Source organism: Arthrobacter sp. FW306-1B-F12A (assembly GCF_058781865.1).
The window spans coordinates 20,739-38,976 of sequence record NZ_JBYSXD010000017.1 but is presented as its reverse complement, the minus strand read 5'-3'; the positions used below and the strand labels follow the sequence as shown (position 1 = coordinate 38,976).

The 18,238-nt window shown below is 63.0% G+C and carries 16 protein-coding genes; 9 read left to right on the top strand and 7 right to left on the bottom strand.

What is annotated here, in order from left to right; translation table 11 throughout:
* Positions 1 to 39 precede the first annotated feature (39 nt).
* The 3 genes from AC3WJU_RS10480 to AC3WJU_RS10470 form a co-directional block, all read right to left on the bottom strand.
* Positions 40 to 462: an Hsp20/alpha crystallin family protein gene (locus AC3WJU_RS10480; RefSeq protein ID WP_284989202.1), complete on the bottom strand. Its 423-nt coding sequence runs from the start codon at positions 460 to 462 to the stop codon at positions 40 to 42.
* A gap of 238 nt (positions 463 to 700) precedes the next feature.
* Positions 701 to 1,135 carry a pyridoxamine 5'-phosphate oxidase family protein gene (locus tag AC3WJU_RS10475; RefSeq protein WP_492259815.1) on the bottom strand — a complete coding sequence of 145 codons (435 nt, stop codon included), beginning with the start codon at positions 1,133 to 1,135 and terminating at the stop codon, positions 701 to 703.
* 257 nt (positions 1,136 to 1,392) lie between these two features.
* Positions 1,393 to 2,223 carry a sugar phosphate isomerase/epimerase family protein gene (locus AC3WJU_RS10470; protein WP_492259814.1) on the bottom strand — a complete coding sequence of 277 codons (831 nt, stop codon included), beginning with the start codon at positions 2,221 to 2,223 and terminating at the stop codon, positions 1,393 to 1,395.
* A gap of 218 nt (positions 2,224 to 2,441) precedes the next feature.
* Here AC3WJU_RS10470 and AC3WJU_RS10465 point away from each other — a divergent pair, with 218 nt between their 5' ends.
* The 8 genes from AC3WJU_RS10465 to AC3WJU_RS10430 all read left to right on the top strand — a co-directional run bounded on the left by AC3WJU_RS10465 (position 2,442) and on the right by AC3WJU_RS10430 (position 12,227).
* Positions 2,442 to 3,617 carry a LacI family DNA-binding transcriptional regulator gene (locus tag AC3WJU_RS10465; RefSeq protein ID WP_492259813.1) on the top strand — a complete coding sequence of 392 codons (1,176 nt, stop codon included), beginning with the start codon at positions 2,442 to 2,444 and terminating at the stop codon, positions 3,615 to 3,617.
* 144 nt (positions 3,618 to 3,761) lie between these two features.
* The gene (locus AC3WJU_RS10460) at positions 3,762 to 5,069 is read left to right on the top strand and encodes an ABC transporter substrate-binding protein (RefSeq protein ID WP_492259812.1); all 1,308 of its coding nucleotides are present in this window, start codon (positions 3,762 to 3,764) and stop codon (positions 5,067 to 5,069) included.
* Between the two features lie 55 nt (positions 5,070 to 5,124).
* Positions 5,125 to 6,087, top strand: a complete 963-nt coding sequence (locus AC3WJU_RS10455; protein WP_332602316.1) for a carbohydrate ABC transporter permease — start codon at positions 5,125 to 5,127, stop codon at positions 6,085 to 6,087.
* Positions 6,084 to 6,992, top strand: coding sequence for a carbohydrate ABC transporter permease (locus AC3WJU_RS10450; RefSeq protein WP_492259811.1), 909 nt, complete (start codon positions 6,084 to 6,086; stop codon positions 6,990 to 6,992). The genes AC3WJU_RS10455 and AC3WJU_RS10450 overlap by 4 nt, the downstream gene beginning before the upstream one ends.
* Positions 6,989 to 7,993: a hydroxyacid dehydrogenase gene (locus tag AC3WJU_RS10445; RefSeq protein ID WP_492259810.1), complete on the top strand. Its 1,005-nt coding sequence runs from the start codon at positions 6,989 to 6,991 to the stop codon at positions 7,991 to 7,993. The genes AC3WJU_RS10450 and AC3WJU_RS10445 overlap by 4 nt, the downstream gene beginning before the upstream one ends.
* Before the next feature lie 79 nt (positions 7,994 to 8,072).
* On the top strand, positions 8,073 to 10,451 hold the full coding sequence (locus tag AC3WJU_RS10440) for a polysaccharide lyase 8 family protein (RefSeq protein ID WP_492259809.1): 2,379 nt from the start codon (positions 8,073 to 8,075) through the stop codon (positions 10,449 to 10,451).
* Between the two features lie 298 nt (positions 10,452 to 10,749).
* The gene (locus AC3WJU_RS10435) at positions 10,750 to 11,733 is read left to right on the top strand and encodes an aldo/keto reductase (RefSeq protein WP_492259808.1); all 984 of its coding nucleotides are present in this window, start codon (positions 10,750 to 10,752) and stop codon (positions 11,731 to 11,733) included.
* 62 nt (positions 11,734 to 11,795) lie between these two features.
* Positions 11,796 to 12,227 carry a hypothetical protein gene (locus AC3WJU_RS10430; RefSeq protein ID WP_306960123.1) on the top strand — a complete coding sequence of 144 codons (432 nt, stop codon included), beginning with the start codon at positions 11,796 to 11,798 and terminating at the stop codon, positions 12,225 to 12,227.
* 40 nt (positions 12,228 to 12,267) lie between these two features.
* Here the strand turns inward: AC3WJU_RS10430 and AC3WJU_RS10425 are convergent, their stop codons facing one another.
* Entirely contained in the window at positions 12,268 to 13,683 is a 1,416-nt protein-coding gene (locus AC3WJU_RS10425) for a ferredoxin reductase (protein WP_492259807.1), read from the bottom strand.
* On the bottom strand, positions 13,680 to 14,984 hold the full coding sequence (locus tag AC3WJU_RS10420; RefSeq protein ID WP_441437535.1) for an aromatic ring-hydroxylating oxygenase subunit alpha: 1,305 nt from the start codon (positions 14,982 to 14,984) through the stop codon (positions 13,680 to 13,682). The genes AC3WJU_RS10425 and AC3WJU_RS10420 overlap by 4 nt, the downstream gene beginning before the upstream one ends.
* Before the next feature lie 154 nt (positions 14,985 to 15,138).
* On the opposite strand from AC3WJU_RS10420, the gene AC3WJU_RS10415 reads away from it, so the two are divergent.
* Positions 15,139 to 16,071: a LysR family transcriptional regulator gene (locus AC3WJU_RS10415; protein WP_441437534.1), complete on the top strand. Its 933-nt coding sequence runs from the start codon at positions 15,139 to 15,141 to the stop codon at positions 16,069 to 16,071.
* Between the two features lie 132 nt (positions 16,072 to 16,203).
* Here AC3WJU_RS10415 and AC3WJU_RS10410 read toward each other — a convergent pair whose 3' ends face one another.
* Both AC3WJU_RS10410 and AC3WJU_RS10405 read right to left on the bottom strand, forming a co-directional pair.
* Complete coding sequence (locus AC3WJU_RS10410) at positions 16,204 to 16,449, bottom strand: hypothetical protein (RefSeq protein ID WP_332602311.1); 246 nt, start codon at positions 16,447 to 16,449, stop codon at positions 16,204 to 16,206.
* A gap of 62 nt (positions 16,450 to 16,511) precedes the next feature.
* Positions 16,512 to 18,014, bottom strand: coding sequence for an MFS transporter (locus AC3WJU_RS10405; RefSeq protein ID WP_476909989.1), 1,503 nt, complete (start codon positions 18,012 to 18,014; stop codon positions 16,512 to 16,514).
* Positions 18,015 to 18,238 lie beyond the last annotated feature (224 nt).

Genomic DNA, 18,238 nt, shown 5'->3' with positions numbered 1-18,238 from the left:
CGGCCCGCCCGTGGCAGGCCATCATCTGGACCGTGTGTACTACTCCCGCGTAATCGAGATCTTGTGAGCGGAGGAGGGTTGGACCCTTTCCGGAATCGGGGCTCTCACTTCGAGAACACCGTCCTTGTATGAAGCGGAGACGTCGTCCTTTTGGATTGTGTCCGGAACTGGCAGCCTGCGGACGAAGGAGCCGTAGCGGAATTCCGTTCTGTAGCTGCCCTTGTCCTTTTGCTCCTCCTTCTCCTGCCGTTCAGCCCTTATTTCAAGGAACCCGTCGCCAAGCGTGATTTCAACGTCCTTCTCGGGATCGATCCCCGGCAGTTCGGCGCGAACCACCAAGGTGGTGCCTTCAACCAATTGTTCGACCCGGATCCCGGATGCTGCCACATCACCTTCGAATAGCCGTTCGATCATCTCAATGGGTGAGCGACGGTTATCGAACCACCTGATTAAGTCCGACATTCCTGACCTCCTTGTCCTGGAATCTGGTCATGCCCGAACCGGCTTGACCCTTCCAGAATGCGAAGCATGGGGAATTGATCCCAGAGTCTTTGGTCCTCCATCTTCCGGATTTTCAGTTGGTCGAGTGACATGAACGAAGCGGCGTCCTCCCTTCGGCACCGGACACGCAGCCCAAGGCACAAGGCAATGCGGGGAAGCCATGGTCGGCGAGGACCGAGGCAGCCGGCCTGACCAGCGGTCACGAATCGCGTGGGGGCCACCATTGGGATGGCGGGCTGATCACGAACCTGCGACCGCTCATTTCCGCCGGCGTAATCCGGACCAGATGATTTTTGGCGCCGGCTTCCCAAGGCGAGAGTTCCATAACGGAAGATTCCTGCAGTTCTTCAGCTTCCGTGACTATTTCGGCACGTCCCTTGACGATGACACTCCACGCAATTGTGCCGTAGGTGTTGAAACCATCGGCTTCCAATGCAATCACTTGCCCGGCCATGACGGCATCCAGTTTGGTGCCCGGTCCTGTCCGGAAGATCACTGTCCCCTCGTCAGGCAGGTAGTTGACTGGGAAGATCTCCGGGCTGTCGCCTCTGACGAGCGCAATTCTGCCGACGGAGGAGGAACGAAGGTACTTCCAGCACTCATGAACGCTGAGTACTTCGGTGTCAGGTCTCAACTCTGAATTCTCCATAATGGTGAGCCTACCGAGATGGTCCACGCGGAAGTAGAGGAATAGGTCTCAGGTCTCTCCCGCGACCCGTGAGCCCCGGTTCAGGCATTCGACACGGACCGGTAATCCGGTCGGACGCCACTCCCGCAGGGCCAGACCAAAAGCCGGCGCAAGTGGAGCCACTCGTACCCCGCCCCAACGGGGCCAAAGAAGCTTGACATGTTCCGGTCATCATCCAGCGAATGCAGGAAATGGCCTTCTGCTTAAGGACCCGTCAGTTTTTCAAACCACTGCCTCATTCCGGCCAAGGCCACGGCCAGTTCGGGGAGTTCGGGATGCCATGGGCGCTCCCATTCCAATGAAAGCCACTCGGTTCGGTCTTCGAGGAGAATGAGGATTTCGTGCAACGGAATGTCGCCCTGACCGAGGAGCCGTAGCTGTCCGTCGAAGTTGGCATCTTTGAGTTGCGCATAGCCAAACCACGGGCCGATGGCTTCGAACGTCGTGGCGGGGCGCTCACCGGCAGCGGCCGGATGGAGTACGTCCCAGATGACTTGGACGCCGTGACCGGGGCATATCTCGTCCAATAGCGTCATAACCCGCCGGATGTCCGTTCCTCGGGGATGCGAGTCGTGCGTTTCCAGCCATATCCGGATGTCAGGGGCGGATAGGGCGGCCGCCGCGAGCCGCCTTGCGATGCGTGCATCCGAATCCGTGCCAGCCCCACCCGGAAAAACGCGGACGCCTGCCGCTCCCAGGTCACGAGCGAGAAGCCTCTGGGCCTCAAGCTCGCCGAGTACGTGGTCGTCGCTTAGCCCGGGATCGCCCACACGTACGTACGTGGCTACGCAGACGACGTGCAACCCTGCCTCGTTGATCCGCCTACGGATCCAGCCGCGCTCTTCACTCGATAAGCCAGCATGCACTATTTGTCCTGCCATGGAACGGAGTTCGAGCCCTTGAACCCCATAGGTGGCCGCAATGTCCAGAATCTCTTGGAGGGACGCTTCCGGGCAGCCGAGCGTAGAAAACGCAACCTTCGCTTTCACGAAGTTCTCACCAACCAGGCGGCCGCCGCCGAGCCTTTCGCCCACTTCACTATCAATTCTTCTCCTCCGATGAATGTCCGCTGATTCAAGGAGAAGTCCCTGAGGAACCTGAGGTCAAGCATTGGTAGCTGATTTGAACAACAATGCACATCTCCTGCGCGGCCAATTATCACGGGCCCAACTGGCCTTGACTTTCGGAGCCAGCGTCCGCTCTAGTTCATAATGAACAAATCAAACACAAGCGAACTTGATCGGAGGCTCTCATGCTCCCCGAGGACCGGCACCTGCAGATTCTGAAGGAGTTGGCTTTTCACGGCTCCCTCAGCGTTGAGGATTTCGCGGCAAGAATGGGAACGTCCGGGATGACGGTCCGTCGTGACTTGGCAGCTCTCGCGGATCAGGGGCTCCTGCAACGCGTCCGAGGTGGTGCCGTCCCTGTCGCCGGGTCCGCCATTGAAAGCGGCCGGCGTCGCGCGACCGGCATGAACCCCAGGGGACCATCGGGTCCCGGCAGCGTTCCTCTGTTGTCAGGGCGGCCGGGCGGGAGCCGCCCGCTGGCGACGATCGGCATGATCGTCCCGTCCGCGTCGTACTATTTTCCCGGGGTTATCCGGGGCGCGGAGGCGGCCGCCCAGGAAGCGGGAGTTCGGCTGGTGCTGGGGGTTTCCAACTACTCCGGGGCCGAGGAACGGCGCCAGCTTCGCCGTCTGTTCGAACACGGCGTTGACGGCATCCTGGTTACGCCCAGTGAGGTTTCCTTGGCCGGAACTGAAACCCTGGCCTTGCTGGCTGAGGCGGCGGTGCCGGTTGTCGTCGTCGAACGCTCCATCGACGACATTTCTGAAGAGTGCCGCCTGGAATCCGTACGCAGCGACCATGTGCGCGGGGCGGAGATCGCGGTCAACCATCTCCTGTCCCTCGGCCACAGAAGGATTGCCTTGTGCGTCCGGGAGAAGACTCCCACTGCCTCCCAGGTCATCGAGGGCTACCACCTCGCCATGCGGCGGGCCGGGACCCCGCAGGACTCCACCATGGTGCGCCCCGTCTCGCGTGCGCTGAACGATCCACAGGCGCACCGCCTGGTGGTGGAAGGGATTCTCGACTGGTGCGCCGAGTCGCACGTGACTGCTGCGATCGTGCACAGTGATGAGGACGCGCTGCAGTTCGCCAGCGCCTGCCAGGATCGCCGCGTCCGCATCCCCGGGGACTTGGCTATCATCGCGTATGACGACGAAATCGCGGCGCTGGGTACCGTTCCCCTCACCGCCGTGGCACCGCCAAAATACGACGTCGGCCACGAAGCGCTGCTGATGTGCCTGAACCGGATCGGAGCCCAGCGACGGGGCGTGTCGGCGCTGCAGCGACTGAGCCTCTCTCCCAGCCTCAATATCCGGGATTCCACCCAGAGCCAGGCGCTTCACGTCGGGGCCGCCGAATGACGGAAGCCAAGACAACTTCACTCCGGTTCTAGTGTTCAATTCTGTTCATTCCGTTGATATGTTTACTCGCTGACCGTTTCACTGGGAGTTAAGTGCTTCAAGGCACACCACGACTTCGCATCGTGAACTTCAAAGGAGAACAGAATGAAGCGTCGCCAGCTTCTGCTCGGAGCGGCCAGCCTCGTGGCCAGTGCCGCCCTCATCACGGCCTGCGGGACAACCCCCTCCGCAACCCCGACCCCGGCTCAAGAACCCACCGGCACCATCACGTTCTGGTCCTCGCTCGCCGGGATGGACAAGGTCGCCGCAGCGTTCAACGCAAGCCAGAACAAGATCAAGGTCAACTTCGAAACCGTCCCCAACGGCGCCAGCGGGGGTTACGCCAAGCTGTCCACTGCCATCACGGCGGGCAACGGTCCCGACGTGGCCACCATCGAATACCCGCAGCTGGCCCAGTTCGTCAGCAACGGTCAGCTCCAGCCGCTGGACGGACTGATCGACAAGTCCGCAACGCTGGACAAGCTCTCGGACCAAGCCCGCGGACTGGTGCAACTCGGCGGGAAGACCTACGCCCTTCCCTACGACACCACCCCGATGGTCATGTGGTACCGCAAGGACCTGCTGGAAAAGGCAGGCGTTGAGGTTCCAAAGACCTGGGATGATTTCGAGAAGGCCGGCCAGAGGGTCAAGGCAGTGGCGCCGAACGCCTACCTCGCCAGCTTCTACCCGAACGATCCGGTCGTCACCGCGGGCCTGGCCTGGCAGGCCGGTGCCAAGTGGTTCTCAACCGAGGGCGACACCTGGAAGATCGGCGTCAAGGATGAGGCCACGCTGAAGGTGGCCAACTACTGGCAGAAGTTGATCGACGAGAAGATCGTCAAGGTCGAACAGTCCTTCAGCGACGAATGGTCCGCCGATCTGGCCAGCAGCACCGTTGTCGGTGTCCTCGGCGCGAGCTGGAGTGCCCCTGGCCTGCAGTCGCGTACGAAAGCAAACAACCAGGCCGGCCAGTGGATTGCGGCCGAGGTGCCGAACTGGGGCACTCCCTCGAACGGTTTCCTGGGCGGTTCCAGCTTCAACATCCCCAAGGGCAGCAAGAACCCCGCCGCTGCAGCTAAGTTCATCGAGTTCCTCACCACCAACCCCGACGCCGTCAAGGCCCGCGGCAGTGCCGGCTCGGCCTACCTGGCGTTTCCAGGACTGACTCCAGTGGCGAAGGGCGCGTTCGACGCGAGCTACTTCGGCAACGACATCTACGCCGTCTTCGACAAGGCCTTCGCCTCCGTCAGGAGCGGCTGGCAGTGGGGACCGAACTGGGACCTCACCAACACCGCCATGAAGGATGCTTTCGGCAAGCTGACCACCGGCGGCACCGTCAAGCAGGGCATCGAAACCGCGCAGACTGCCACGGTGGGCGGACTCAAGCAGAACGGCCTCTCCGTCAAGGAGTAGGCCCGCCCGGCGGGGTGGCTTCATGGCAAGCCACCCCGCCAGCGAGGAGATTCAAATGGTCAATCAAGCACCTACGAAGCCCGCCAGCCGAGTTGCCGCCGCCCCCGCTTCAACCATCCGCAAGCCACGCGGCCTTTCCGGAACCGGCGGCCGCACCGCCGCCCTGTTCCTTACCCCGTTCTTTGCCGTCTTCGCCTTGGCGATGGTGGCACCCGTCATCTATTCGATCGTGTTGAGCTTCTTCGCTCAGCAGAAATCCGGCCTGGGCTTCGGCGAGGCGAAGACCGCGTTCGTCGGCCTCGAGAACTACCTGCAGGTCCTGCAATCCGAGGCCTTCGTGGGCGGCATCGGCCGCCTCGCGCTGTACTGCGCTATGTACATTCCATGCATGGTGGGCGGCGCCTTGGCGTTCGCGCTCCTACTGGATGCCGCCGTCGCACGTGCCCGGAAACTGTTCCAACTCCTTGTCTTCCTGCCGCATGCCGTTCCGGGCGTCATCGCCGCGCTCATCTGGGCCTATCTGTACACGCCGGGAGTCAGTCCCATCGTCTCCGTCCTCGAAACCGGCGGCATTTCGCTGAACTTCCTGGACGCCCACCTGATCCTGCCGTCGATCGTGAACATCGCCGTGTGGGAATGGACGGGCTACAACGTGATCGTGCTCTTCACGGCGCTGCAGGCGGTTCCGCGGGAAGTCCTCGAGGCCGCTCGTGTTGACGGAGCCGGGGAAATCCGTGCGGCCCTCAGCATCAAGCTGCCGCTGATCCTGCCCGCACTCAGCGTCATCATGCTCTTCACCGTGATCGGCACGCTGCAGCTGTTCACCGAACCCTCCATCATCTCCAAGGCCACGGCGTCCGTCACCAGCACATGGGTTCCGAACATGTGGGCCTACGACGCGGCCTTCAATCGGCACAACCTCAACCAGGCCGCGGCCGCCTCCATCATCATTGCGCTCATGGCCGCCGTGCTGTCCTGGGCCGTTACCCGCTTCAGCTCAAGGATGAACAAAGCATGAGCGCCACCACCTTCCCCCGGCCCCGAACTGCGCTTGCGCCTTCACCTTTGAAACGACGCCGGGCCGCCCGAGTCGGGTTCGCCAGCACCTTCACCGTGAACGCACTCCTGATCCTCGGTTCCGCCTACATGGTGCTTCCGGTGCTGTGGCTCTTCTTCGCCTCCACCAAAAGCACCGCGGACCTCTACGGAACGGCGGCCTACGCTTTCGGGCACCCGGCCTTTTTTGACAACGTCGTCGCGGTCCTGAGCCAAGACGGCGGCGTGTTCCTCCGCTGGATGGCGAACTCCATGTTCTACGCGGCTTTCGGAGCCGTCTTTGGCGGGCTCATCTCGGTCACGGCCGGGTATGCGTTCGACAAGTTCCAGTTCCGCGGCAAGGACTCCTTCTTCGGTATCGTCCTGGTGGGCGTCCTCATCCCGAACACCGCCACCGTCCTGCCCATGTATCTGCTGGCATCGGTCTTCGGGATCACCAACACCATCTGGGCCGTCCTCATCCCCGTGCTCTGCAACCCTTTCGGTGTCTACCTGGCCCGGGTTTACTCCGCGGCCTACGTCCCGGCCGAAACGCTCGAAGCCGCGCGTGTGGATGGGGCCGGAGCCATCCGATCCTTCTTCTCACTCGGCCTGCCCATGATGCTCCCCGGATACGTCACGATCGCCCTGTTCCAGTTTGTCGGCGTCTGGAACAACTTCATGCTTCCGTTGGTGATGCTCCAGGACCAGCAACTGCTCCCGGTCAGCGTCGGGATTTCCATCTGGCAGGGCTACGCCGTACCGCAGCCGGAATTCACACCCCTGGTGATCACTGGGTCCCTTCTGTCCATCGTGCCGCTGCTTCTCGCGTTCATCATGCTGCAGCGATTCTGGAAGTCCGGCTTGACGGCAGGGGGCGTCAAGTGACCCTCAACGTTGCCTTGGCCATGCCGGCCCACACCGCCCGGGCCCTGTTCCCGGAACGCAGCCTCGACACCCTCGAGCCTGAACTGAACCTCCTGAGCCTTGAGCCCATCCAGGACTTCCACGCACCCGAAGGCAAGGCGCTGCTCGCGGAGGCCGACATCCTCATCACGGGCTGGGGCTGCCCCATGATTGACGACGCCGTCCTGGATGCGGCACCGCGCCTGCGCTACGTCCTGCACGCGGCCGGGAGCGTGAAACACCACGTTGCGGACGCCTGCTGGGAACGCGGCGTCCAGGTCAGCTCTGCCGCGGATGCCAACGCCATCCCGGTCGCCGAATACACCGTGGCCATGATTATCCTGGCCAACAAGCGCGTCCTTCAGATCGCCCGCGCCCTGCATACCGCCCGCGCGGAGATCCAGCCCGAACGGCTCTTCCCTGACATGGGAAACTACCGCAAGCGCGTCGGGATCATCGGTGCTTCCAAGATCGGGCGCCATGTCATCCGCCTGCTCGCTCCGTACGAGCTTGACGTCGTGGTGGCCGACCCCTACCTCGACGCCGCCGAGGCGGCCGCGATCGGCGTCGAGCTCGTCACCTTGGACGAGCTCGTGGCGAGCAGCGACGTCGTGTCCCTCCACGCGCCGTCGCTCCCCTCCACCAAGAACCTCATCGACGCCGGCCGGATCGAAGGGCTCCGCCCCGGAGCCACGTTCATCAACACCTCTAGGGGTGACCTCGTCGACCAAGGCGCCTTGCTGGCGCGGGTGGAGCGCGGTGATCTCTATGCCGTGTTGGATGTCACCGCCCCTTGGGTCCTGCCAGCGGACTCCGGCTTCTACGCGCACCCAAATGTCCTGCTGACCCCGCACATCGCCGGTTCCCTGGGCAACGAACTGGAACGCATGGCAGCCAGCACCGTCCAGGAAGCCCTCCGGCTTTCCCGGGGCGCCCCCCTCTCGTTTCGCGTCCGCGCCGAAGATCTCGGCATCACCGCCTAGTTCTCAAGTCCGTCCATTTTGTGCCTCGGCGTCCAGGGCGCCTTTGGCACGTCCACCACACCTACTTAGGAGCAACTCCGTGTCACCACAGATCTCACGCCGAACGGTTCTCCAGACCGCAGGCACGCTATCCCTTGCAGCCGTTGTCAGCTCGATGTTTGCCCAAAATTCCTGGGCGGCATCAGTGCCGAGCGCCGCGGACTTCGCCGCGCTGCGGACCCGCTGGGTGGACCAGATCACCGGCCGCACGGTGATCCAGGCGGGTGATCCAGACTTCGCCACGGCTATCACTGCGCTGAACAACAAGGCCGCCGCCTCGCTGGCCAAGGTCGACCGCGCGGCAGGCCGTACCTCGGTCTTCACCGACCTGTCGCTCGCCAACGACGTCCACATTGCTTCCACCTACCAGCGTCTGCAGCAGCTCGCCATCGCTTGGGCGACCCCCACTGCCACAGTGTTCGGGGATGCTTCCGTGCTTGCAGACATCAAAGCGGGGCTGGCGGACGCGCATGCCGTTGCCTACAACGATACGAAAGTAGAATCCGGGAACTGGTGGAACTGGGAAATCGGTGTGACAAGGGCCTTGGCCGATACATTGGTCCTGATTCACGGGGAACTGACCGCCGCCGAGATCGCTGCCAACTGCGCAGCCATCGACCACTTCGTGCCAGACCCGTGGCAGCAGTTCATGGCACCAAGAGCCAAGGTCACGTCCGTGGGAGCCAACCGCGTCGACCTCAGCCAAGCAATCATCATCCGCTCCTTGGCCGGGGAAGATACCGCAAAGCTTCAGCACGCCATCACGGGACTGAGCCAAGTGTGGCAATACGTCACTAGCGGAGACGGATTCTTCAGGGACGGCTCCTTCATCCAGCACAGCACCACCGCATACACAGGTTCGTACGGGGTAGTGCTGCTCACTGGATTGTCCAAGCTGTTCGCGCTCCTTGGCGGCACGGCCTCTGAAATCTCCGATCCAAGCCGCAGCATCTTCCTCGACGCAGTCGAGGGTTCGTACGCGCCGTTCATCATCAACGGAGCCATGGCGGATGCCGTGCGTGGCCGCTCAATTAGCCGAGAGGCCAACACCGGCTACGACCTCGGGGCTTCCGCGATCGAAGCCATCCTCCTCCTGGCACGCGCCATGGATCCAGCTACCGCCGGAAGATGGCGGGGCCTGTGCGCCGGATGGATCACCCGCAACACCTGCCGCCCGATTCTTGCAGGGGCCAGCGTGCCAAGGACTGCCCTGGTCAAGGAACTCCAGGCCAGCGGTATTGCGCCCATCGCCGAGACCGCGGGGCACCGGCTCTTCCCTGCCATGGACCGTACCATCCACCGGGGGAGTGGCTGGGCACTGTCCTTATCCATGTCAAGTAACCGCATTGCCTGGTACGAATGCGGCAACGGCGAAAACAACCGCGGCTACCACACGGGTTCCGGCATGACACATTTCTATACGGCCGACCTGGGCCAATACGACGACGCCTATTGGGCCACCGCCAACTACAACCGGCTGCCCGGCACCACCGTGGACACCACGCCCTTGCCGGACAAGGTGGAGGGCGAATGGGGTGCAGCCCGCCCTGCGAACGAGTGGACAGGCTCCGCGGCCCTGGGCGCAGTGGCCGCCGTCGGGCAGCATCTTGTGGGTCCCGGTGGCACCGGCTTGTCGGCCAGGAAGTCCTGGTTCATCAGCGGGGACCTGGCGGTATGCCTCGGCGCCGACATCAGCACCAGGAGCGGCGCCCGCGTGGAGAGCATTGTGGACCACCGCAATCTTCACGAAGGAAACAACGCCCTCACGACGGCGTCGGGCAGCATCGCCGAATCGGCCGGCAGCGCAGTGGTTCTTGACGACGGTCGTTGGGTCCATTTGGAAGGGTTCGGCGGCTACGCCGTCCTCGACGCCTCACCGCTCACGGTCCTCCGCGAAAGCCGCTCCGGAAGCTGGTCGGCGGTCAATCTCCTTGCCGGCAGCACCACCGTCCAGCAGCGCAACTTCGCCACCGTCTACATTGACCACGGCGCAAGCGATACACCGGGCAGCTACGCCTACGTGGTGGCTCCAGGCGCATCGGTCGCCCAAATCAGGCAGATCGCACAAGGCGACAACCACACGGTGATCCGGAACGATGCCACCGCCCAGTCCGTGGAGTTCAAGAGCGAGAAGACTACGGCGGCAACCTTTTGGAAGGCCGGAACAGCGGGGGACCTTGGTGCCTCGGGTCCCGCGTGCGTTGTCTACTCCAGGCACGGAAATGTGCTCAGTCTGGCGGTCAGCGAGCCCACGCAGAAGGCATCCAGCATCACATTGACGCTGCCCGAAGGAACATGGTCCACAGTGCTGGAAGGCTCCGGGGCGACCCTCGGCGCTGATGCCGAGGGCCGCTCAACCCTCACGCTCGACACTGCCGGACTCGGCGGCCAGACGCAGACCGTCAAACTCCGCCGCTAACCGAACATGGGCCACCGTGCCGCTGCGACACTTGGACGCGATGGTCGGCGTGGTCGACCTCAAAAACCTGGAAAAGAGCATCCAGAACGTCATCATCACCTGAGCTGTGTGACGGGGGCGTCCGGCCGTCCCCTGCCACTTGGTGCTTATGCTTCCCGGGTGGCGGGTGAGGAATCGGGAGAGCCCGAGATCGTCCGGCAGCATCTTTTGACCAGGCGTGGCTGGCCCATCCGGTCCTAGGATCAACTGGCCCCCCTCCATGCGGACGGGGCTGTTGTGCCGTGGTTATAGTCGAAGGATGAAGCAGCGAGTATTGGGCAAGACGGGGCGGTCCGTCTCCGTTGTGGGGCTGGGCACATGGCAGCTCGGTGCGGACTGGGGCAACGTGGACCCGAAGGAAGCCAACGACATCCTGGAAGCCGCAGTGGATTCCGGGGTGACCTTCTTCGATACCGCCGATGTCTACGGCGACGGGCGGAGCGAGCTAACCATAGGGGCGTACCTCGCTGCCAACCCCGGACTGGACATCACTGTAGCCACCAAAATCGGGCGGCGCCTGGAACAGAAACCGGAGAACTACACACTGGCCAACTTCCGGCAGTGGGCCGACCGTTCCCGGCGGAACCTCCGGACGGATTGCCTGGACCTGGTGCAGTTGCACTGCCCACCGACCCCGGTCTACAGCCGGCCGGAAGTCTACGATGCGCTGGAGACGCTCGTCAGTGAAGGCGCAATCAAGGACTACGGCGTCAGCGTCGAGCGGACCGATGAAGCACTCGAAGCCATCGAACACGGCACGGCCACCGTCCAGATCATTCTGAACGCCTTCCGACTCAAACCCTTGGAGGGCGTCCTGCCTGCGGCGAAGAACGCCGGAGTCGGCATCATCGCCAGGGTCCCTCTGGCCTCCGGCCTGCTCTCGGGCAAGTATTCCAAGGACACAGTCTTTGCCGAAAATGACCACCGGAAATACAACCGGGACGGTGCAGCATTCGACGTCGGAGAGACCTTCTCCGGAGTTGACTTTGAACAAGGCCTCAAAGCGGTGGAAGAATTCAAAAAACTTGTCCCGTCCGGAGCAACTACAGCCCAAGCGGCCATCGCCTGGATCGCGGCACAAGACGGCGTCAGCACCGTCATACCAGGTGCCCGAAGCCCCGAACAAGCCCGCTCCAACGCCGCCTCCATCCAGATACTGGACCACCTGGGTCCGGACTTCGAGAACAGCGTCAGGGAAATCTACGACACGTACTTCCGCGAGATGGTCCATTCACGCTGGTAAACCCCGGAAAGCCAAGCTATTCCGCATGTACCGGCAGTCAGGGACGACGATAGGGTTGGTGCATGAGCGCACCGGAAACGACACACGACTGGCAGCCCCTATGGGCGCGGCTCAATGCAGGCGAGGAAACACTTCCCGCCGGCGTCCTGATGACCGCCCCGCCGGGCGAGGTCAACAGCGCGCTGCCGCTGGAGTCCGAGTTCGGGGTGTTCGAGGCGCCCTTGGAGGATTACGACGTCGTGGAGTTGACCCGCTTCGACCGCCCTCTGGCGCGGGGCCGGGTGGCTTTCGGCGATGGTTTCGCTGTGGTGGGCCCGGTGCGCGCAGTGGACGGCGACTCTGTGGCGCTCGATCACGAGGCTGTGATTCTGGCCCGCCTGGCGGAGGAAGCGTTCGTCGAAGGCGCGGATGTCGTCTATGCGCCCGTGGACGCCGCGGCGGCGGACCGGTACGAGGCCCTCGGGTGGACGCGGGCAGGCGAACTGGCCCCCTAGGAGCACCGGGTCTTCCGTGAGGCCCGGCAGCTGGAAGCTGCTAGGCATCGATCACCAAATCGGTTCGTGCTGTGGAGCAGCAGGGCAGGAACTTGCCTGCCTCGATTTCCCGTGCCCGAATGCCGCCCTGGTGGTTCATCTCGACCTCCCCGGAGAGCTTGACGACCTTGCAGGAGCCGCACATGCCCTCTTTGCAGTTCGCTCCGATCCTGACGCCGGCCCGCTGCGCCACCTCGAGGATGTGTTCGGAGGGGTCGATGCGCACGTTAATGCCGGTGCGCATGAAGGACAGGGTGAGGCTTCCCGTTCCGACCGTGTCGAAGCTCGAGGCATCGGAGGACCCGGCCTGCGGTCCCACGTCCGGACTGCCGTCGGGGGCTTCGGGACCGGGTACGTCAGGGTCGACGGTTTCCAGCGGCAGGCCCGTGGCCTGCAAGGTTCCATCTGCGTCGTAGCCCGGCTCGTAGAGCCCGAACGCGGTGGGCTGGCTTTCGTAGTAGTCCTCGGCGGAATCGGCGATTTCCTCGGCTATTTCCTCCGCAATGTCCACTGCAAACGCGAGCTCCGCCTGGTATTCAAGGAGCGTCTGGCGATCTCCCGAGAAGAATTCCATGTAGATGGAGGTGTCGTCGACGCCGACCTTCTTGAGGAGCTCGGTGGCTGTGTTCAGGTAACCCTCGGGGCCGCAGGCGTAGACTTGGCGGCCGTTGGCGTCGGGAGCCACCTCGTCGAGCATGGCCGCCGTCAGCCTTCCGGTGAGCCCTTCCCAGCCCTCGGGTTTGCTGCGGTCGCCCAGGGAGTAGAAGACCTTGACCCGCGAGTCCACGGAGGCGATGTAGGCCAGCTCCTGGTGGAAGGCAAAGTCTCCGGCCGCCGCCCCGTGGTAGAGCACCACGACATCGGCTTGTCCGGGCAGCGAGTGGATGGTCCGCACCATCGACATGATGGGGGTGATGCCAGCGCCGGCGGCCAGGAACAGGTACCGTGCCCGCCGGTCGGCGTCGGGCAGGTGGAATGCCCCGACTGGTCCGAGCATGTCGAGGACGGTGCCGGGTTTGACGTTCTGGTGCGCCCACGGCGAGACCTGTCCCGTGGGGTCGCATTTGACTGTGATGTCGAAGGTCCACGGCTTGGTGGGCGAACTGGACAGCGAGTAGCTGCGGTCCACCGCGTCCTGGTTCGCGCCCTTCACGGGAAAGGCGACGTTCACGTACTGGCCCGGACGGAACGCCAGCGGCGCACCATCGCAGCGGCGAAACACGAAGGTCATCATGCCGCCCACCTCGGGAACGGTCTCGACGCATTCGGCCAAGAACTCCTGCGGATGCCAGGGGCCCAATGCGCGGGCGGCGCTTGCGGGTCCCTCGGTGCTGCCCATGACCCTGTTCCACGGCATCTCAAGACCGCGAATGCGCTGTGGTTCCTGGACGGTCGTCTCAGTGCGGAGTTCGATCATGCCAAGTGCTCCTGCACGCGCTGCACGTACCAGTTGATGAACGCCTCCACCTGGTATTCGCTCTTCATGTACGGGCCGGGTTCGTAGGCGGGGCTGCCTGCGCCCTTCTGGCATAGCTCCACGAACTCCTTGTCCTGCAGATTGGTCTGCTTCCAGGTGTAGGTGAGCTTCTCCAGGTCGTAGTCGACGCCTTCCTCGGCGTCGTCAGCCACCAGCCAGGTGGTGCGTACCAGTGTCTGGTGTTCGTTGATGGGGAAGACGGCGAACGTGATGACGTGGTCGCTCTGGAAGTGGAACCAGCTGTTGGGCTGCAGGTGCATCGAGCAGCGGCCAAGGCGGAAGTCCCGCAAGTCGCCGAGCAGCTTCTTGGAGAGCCTGCGCCCGTCGGCCGAGAACGATTCGCCCTCTCCGTCGAGCGATTCACGTGAGATACGGATTCCCGCGATGCGGGTGTCGAGCTCCTCGACCACCTCGTAGGGAAGGCCATAGCGGCGGCAACGCTCCTCGAGCGAGGACTGTGCTTCCTTGTTGCGGTCCCACACTTCTTCGAGATGGGCCGGGATCAGGCCCTCCGTCAGACCCCAGGTGGGAAAGAGGGAACAGGCAAGCTCGGGGTGGCCGTCGCAGTGGTAGCACTCACGGTTGTTCTCCATGACGAGCTTCCAGTTGCCCTCCTCGATGATGTTCTGCTGGTAGGCGACTTTAGTCTTCGACAGATCGTGCGGCGCGAGGTAGGGCTCGAAGATCTTTGAGGTTTCGTCGAAGTCGGTTGGCGGTTCGTCGGCAATGCAGACGAAGACGAGTCCGGCGACCATGCGGCTGTGGGCGCGCTTGAGGCCGAAACAGCCCTTGTCGAACTTGGTTTCCCCCGGCGCCGAGGCATGGATCAAATTACCTTCGGGAGAGTAGGTCCAGGAGTGATAGCCGCACACGAGGTTTCCCGTTGACCCCGCGGGCTCGGTCAGGACGCGGGCGCCGCGGTGGCGGCACACGTTGTGCAGGACGTTCACGCCGCCGTCGTCGTTGCGCAGCACGATCAGGGAGTAGGGCCCGTAGTCGACGGTGACGTAGTCGCCCGGCTCCGGCAGTTCGGCGATGCTGGCGGCATAGATCCAGTGCTGGCCAAAAATGGCCTCCATGTCGATCTTGAAAATCGTCGGATCGGTGTAGAAGGGGGCGTTGAGGGAATACCCCACGCGCCGGAACTCGAACAACTCGGTGATTTCCGCCAACTGTTCGGCAGGCAATGACGAAGCGAGTTTTCGGCGTGAATTGAGGGGCGCGTTCACTGGAGCAGACATGTGTTTCCTCCCGGAGGGCTAGGTAAGGGCGATCCATCGAGACCGGCGTTGGTGGGTGCAATCGCCGTTGTCGAACGTTTTATTCATGAGATTAGAGCCGATCGATCTGCAACAAAAGCGCAAGATTTGGGAGATAACAGTGCACAATAGCTGCATGATCGATCCACGGCTCATAACACTTCGGGTGTTTGCCCAGTGCGGCACCATTGGCGCAACCGCAGAGCTCACGGGCTATTCTCCCTCCGCCGTCTCCGCGCAATTACGGGAGTTCCAGCGCGTGCTCGGAATGCAGCTGCTGACGAAAGATGGCCGGGGTGTGCGGCTGACCGCCACAGGCCGTTTTCTCGTGGCGGGCTCGGACACCCTCATTGCCGAATGGGAGAACCTGCGCGCTGCGGCCATGGAGGCCGGCGAGCAGATACCCGCGCGTTTTGGGCTCGGCGGATTCTCCACCGCGGCCGCCCAGTTGCTCGCGCCACTGGCCGCCACCTTGCGCTCAACCCACCCGTTACTGGAGGTGCAGGTACTCGAGGCCAACCCGGCCCGCTGCTTCGACTTGTTGGTTGCCGAGCGAATCGACATCGCTGTCATTGTCGCCATGCAGTCCGACACCTATGTTGAGGACGATCCGCGCTTCGAGCAGACCGTTCTGCTCGACGATCCCCTGGACGTGATCATTCCCTCCAACCATCCGTTGGCATCGCGGGAAAAGGTGACGCTCGAAGAGCTGGCGTCGGAACCCTGGATCACCGAGGCTGCCGGATCCACCTACCATTCCCTGTTCACCGCGGCGTTCACGGCAGTCGGGGTGACGCCGCGGATTGCCCATGAGGCCGTGGAATGGGAAACCCAGATCGCCTTCGTTGGTGCGGGGCTGGGCGTGGGCCTGCTGCCGCGACTCGCCCCCCTGCATAGTGCCGAAAACGTGGTTCGACTGCGCATCACTGGCAAGGGGAAGCCATCGCGGCGCATTGTCGCTGCGGTGCGCAGTGGCAGCATTGCATCGCCCCTGATCAAGGAGTCGCTCGGCATCCTGCGGGTCAGCGCCAATCGTATCCTCACCGCCCGGCCCGAAGACGATCTCTAAAATCGGATGGCCGCGATTCCTTGCCGAAGGGCACGCGGCATCGACGCCGGCCGGGGCCTCGTCCAGGAAGGGCCGTCTCAGCATCGGGGGCGCCGCGTGACCGTTTCCGCTCCGCGGCTGTGGCATGTTCAGCTAAACACCCATGTTTTCCGGCCGCGATGGAGCATCGATAACGTCGCTTGGCTTGGTTCGGCCCCGCGGATCACTGTAGGCGTAGGAACCCGGCCGGCTGGCGCCACCGTCGTCTTGGCAGTTGCACTTGGCGTCGATTTGTAGCCGGACCGTGACGGGTTCGGAACCTTCGAAGTTGACGATTATCGGATCGGCGCCGGCGCCTGAGATGCGAAGCACGTTTTCCTTCGGCAGGGATTGATTCATTGTGGATTCCTTCTTTGGGCGCCGTTTGGCGAGCTTTGGGGCATTAGTTAGGTCCTCGAAAATCATCGCAGTGAGGCTCTGGCCGTATTTTCGAACGCATGATCCTCCAGGAACGGCATTCCGTCCAGGTCGATCAGCGGGTTGTTGTCCTGGGTAGCGACCAGCTCGCGGGCCTCGGCCTCAGTATCAACGCTCGGCATGGAGCCGGGCAGCGGCCGCCGGGCGGATTCGCGCAGGAAGTAGATGCCGATCGCACCGATGATGGAAGTGCCCATGAGGTAGTAGGCCGGGGCCATGTCATTGTGCGTAGCCTCGATCAGGCCTTGGACGATGAATGGCGTTGTGCCGCCGAAAAGCGCCATGGAGAAGTTGTAGGCAATGCCCATGCTGCTATAGCGGCCCGACGTCGGGAACTGCGCGGGAAGCGCCGAGGCGAGGTTTGCGACATAGAACGTCACGGGGAAGGCGACAAGGGCAAGGCCAGCGAGCGTGGACCAGACATTACCGACGCCGATCAGCAGGAATGCCGGGATAGCGAACACGATGGTGCTTCCGGCACCGATCCAGAGGACGGGGCGGCGGCCGATGCGGTCGGACAGTTTCCCGGTCAGCGGAATGCAGGCTGCCATTATCACCATCACGGGAATGGTTAGCAGCGTGCCGTGGATGGGGTCGTAGCCTTTGGATTCGGTCAGGTATGTCGGCATGTAGGACGTCAGGACATAACCTACTGTGTTGGCAGCGGCGGCGAGGATCATGGCGAGGATGATTTGACGCCAGTAAGCCTTGATGATGGCCAGGGGACCGTTGACCACCGTTTTGTCGGCTGCTGTAGCATCTGCAGATTGTGCTTGCCGGGCGTCGAGGGTTGCCTGGAACTGGGGGGATTCCTCGATCTTGTTCCGGAAGTAGACGGCGATCGCACCGAGCGGCCCGGCGATCAGGAAGGGCAGCCTCCAGCCCCATTCCTCCATGGCCGCTTGGCCCAGAGACAGTTGCAGCACGGACACGATCGCAGCTCCCAACGCGAAGCCGAGATACGAGCCCATGTCCAGGAAGCTCGCGAAGAAGCCGCGCCGCTTATCGGGGGCGTATTCGCAGACGAAGGTAGTGGCGCCTGCGTACTCGCCGCCGGTGGAAAAGCCCTGGACGAGTTTCAGGATCACCAACAGGGCGGCTGCCCATACGCCGATCTGAGCGTATCCGGGAAGGAGTCCGACGGCGAAGGTACTTGCCGCCATCAGCAGGAGCGTCGCCGCCAGCACCTTCTGGCGGCCAATCTTGTCGCCGAGCCAACCGAAGATGACACCGCCCAGCGGGCGGGCGATGAATGTTGCGGCGAAGGTGCCGAGCAGGAATAAGGTTTGGACGGACCTGTCAGCTTCCGGGAGGAAGACGGGGCCCATGGTGGTTATCAGGTAGCCGAACACGCCGACGTCGTACCATTCCATGGTGTTGCCGACGATCGTACCGCCGAGTGCCTTCTTGAGCATCGGCTGGTTGACGACGTTGACGTCGGACACCTCTAGCCGCCTGTGTCTAAGGAGCTTCGGTTTCTGGGTCATAACGGTTCCTTTTGCTCAATGTTGCAATTGGCTCATATGTGGCCGTCGGCCGGCACCTTGTGACAGGTTCGGTTCGCCCGGCGGATAGGCGTAGTGCTTCCCTCGCAGGCCTTGGGCATGAAGCACCTCTCCCTTCATTTGGGAAGGGACTCGCAAATACCGGTAGGCGCCAATTCCTAGTCGTTCCGCATGGAACAACAGAATTCGCCATAAGCAACAGAGTG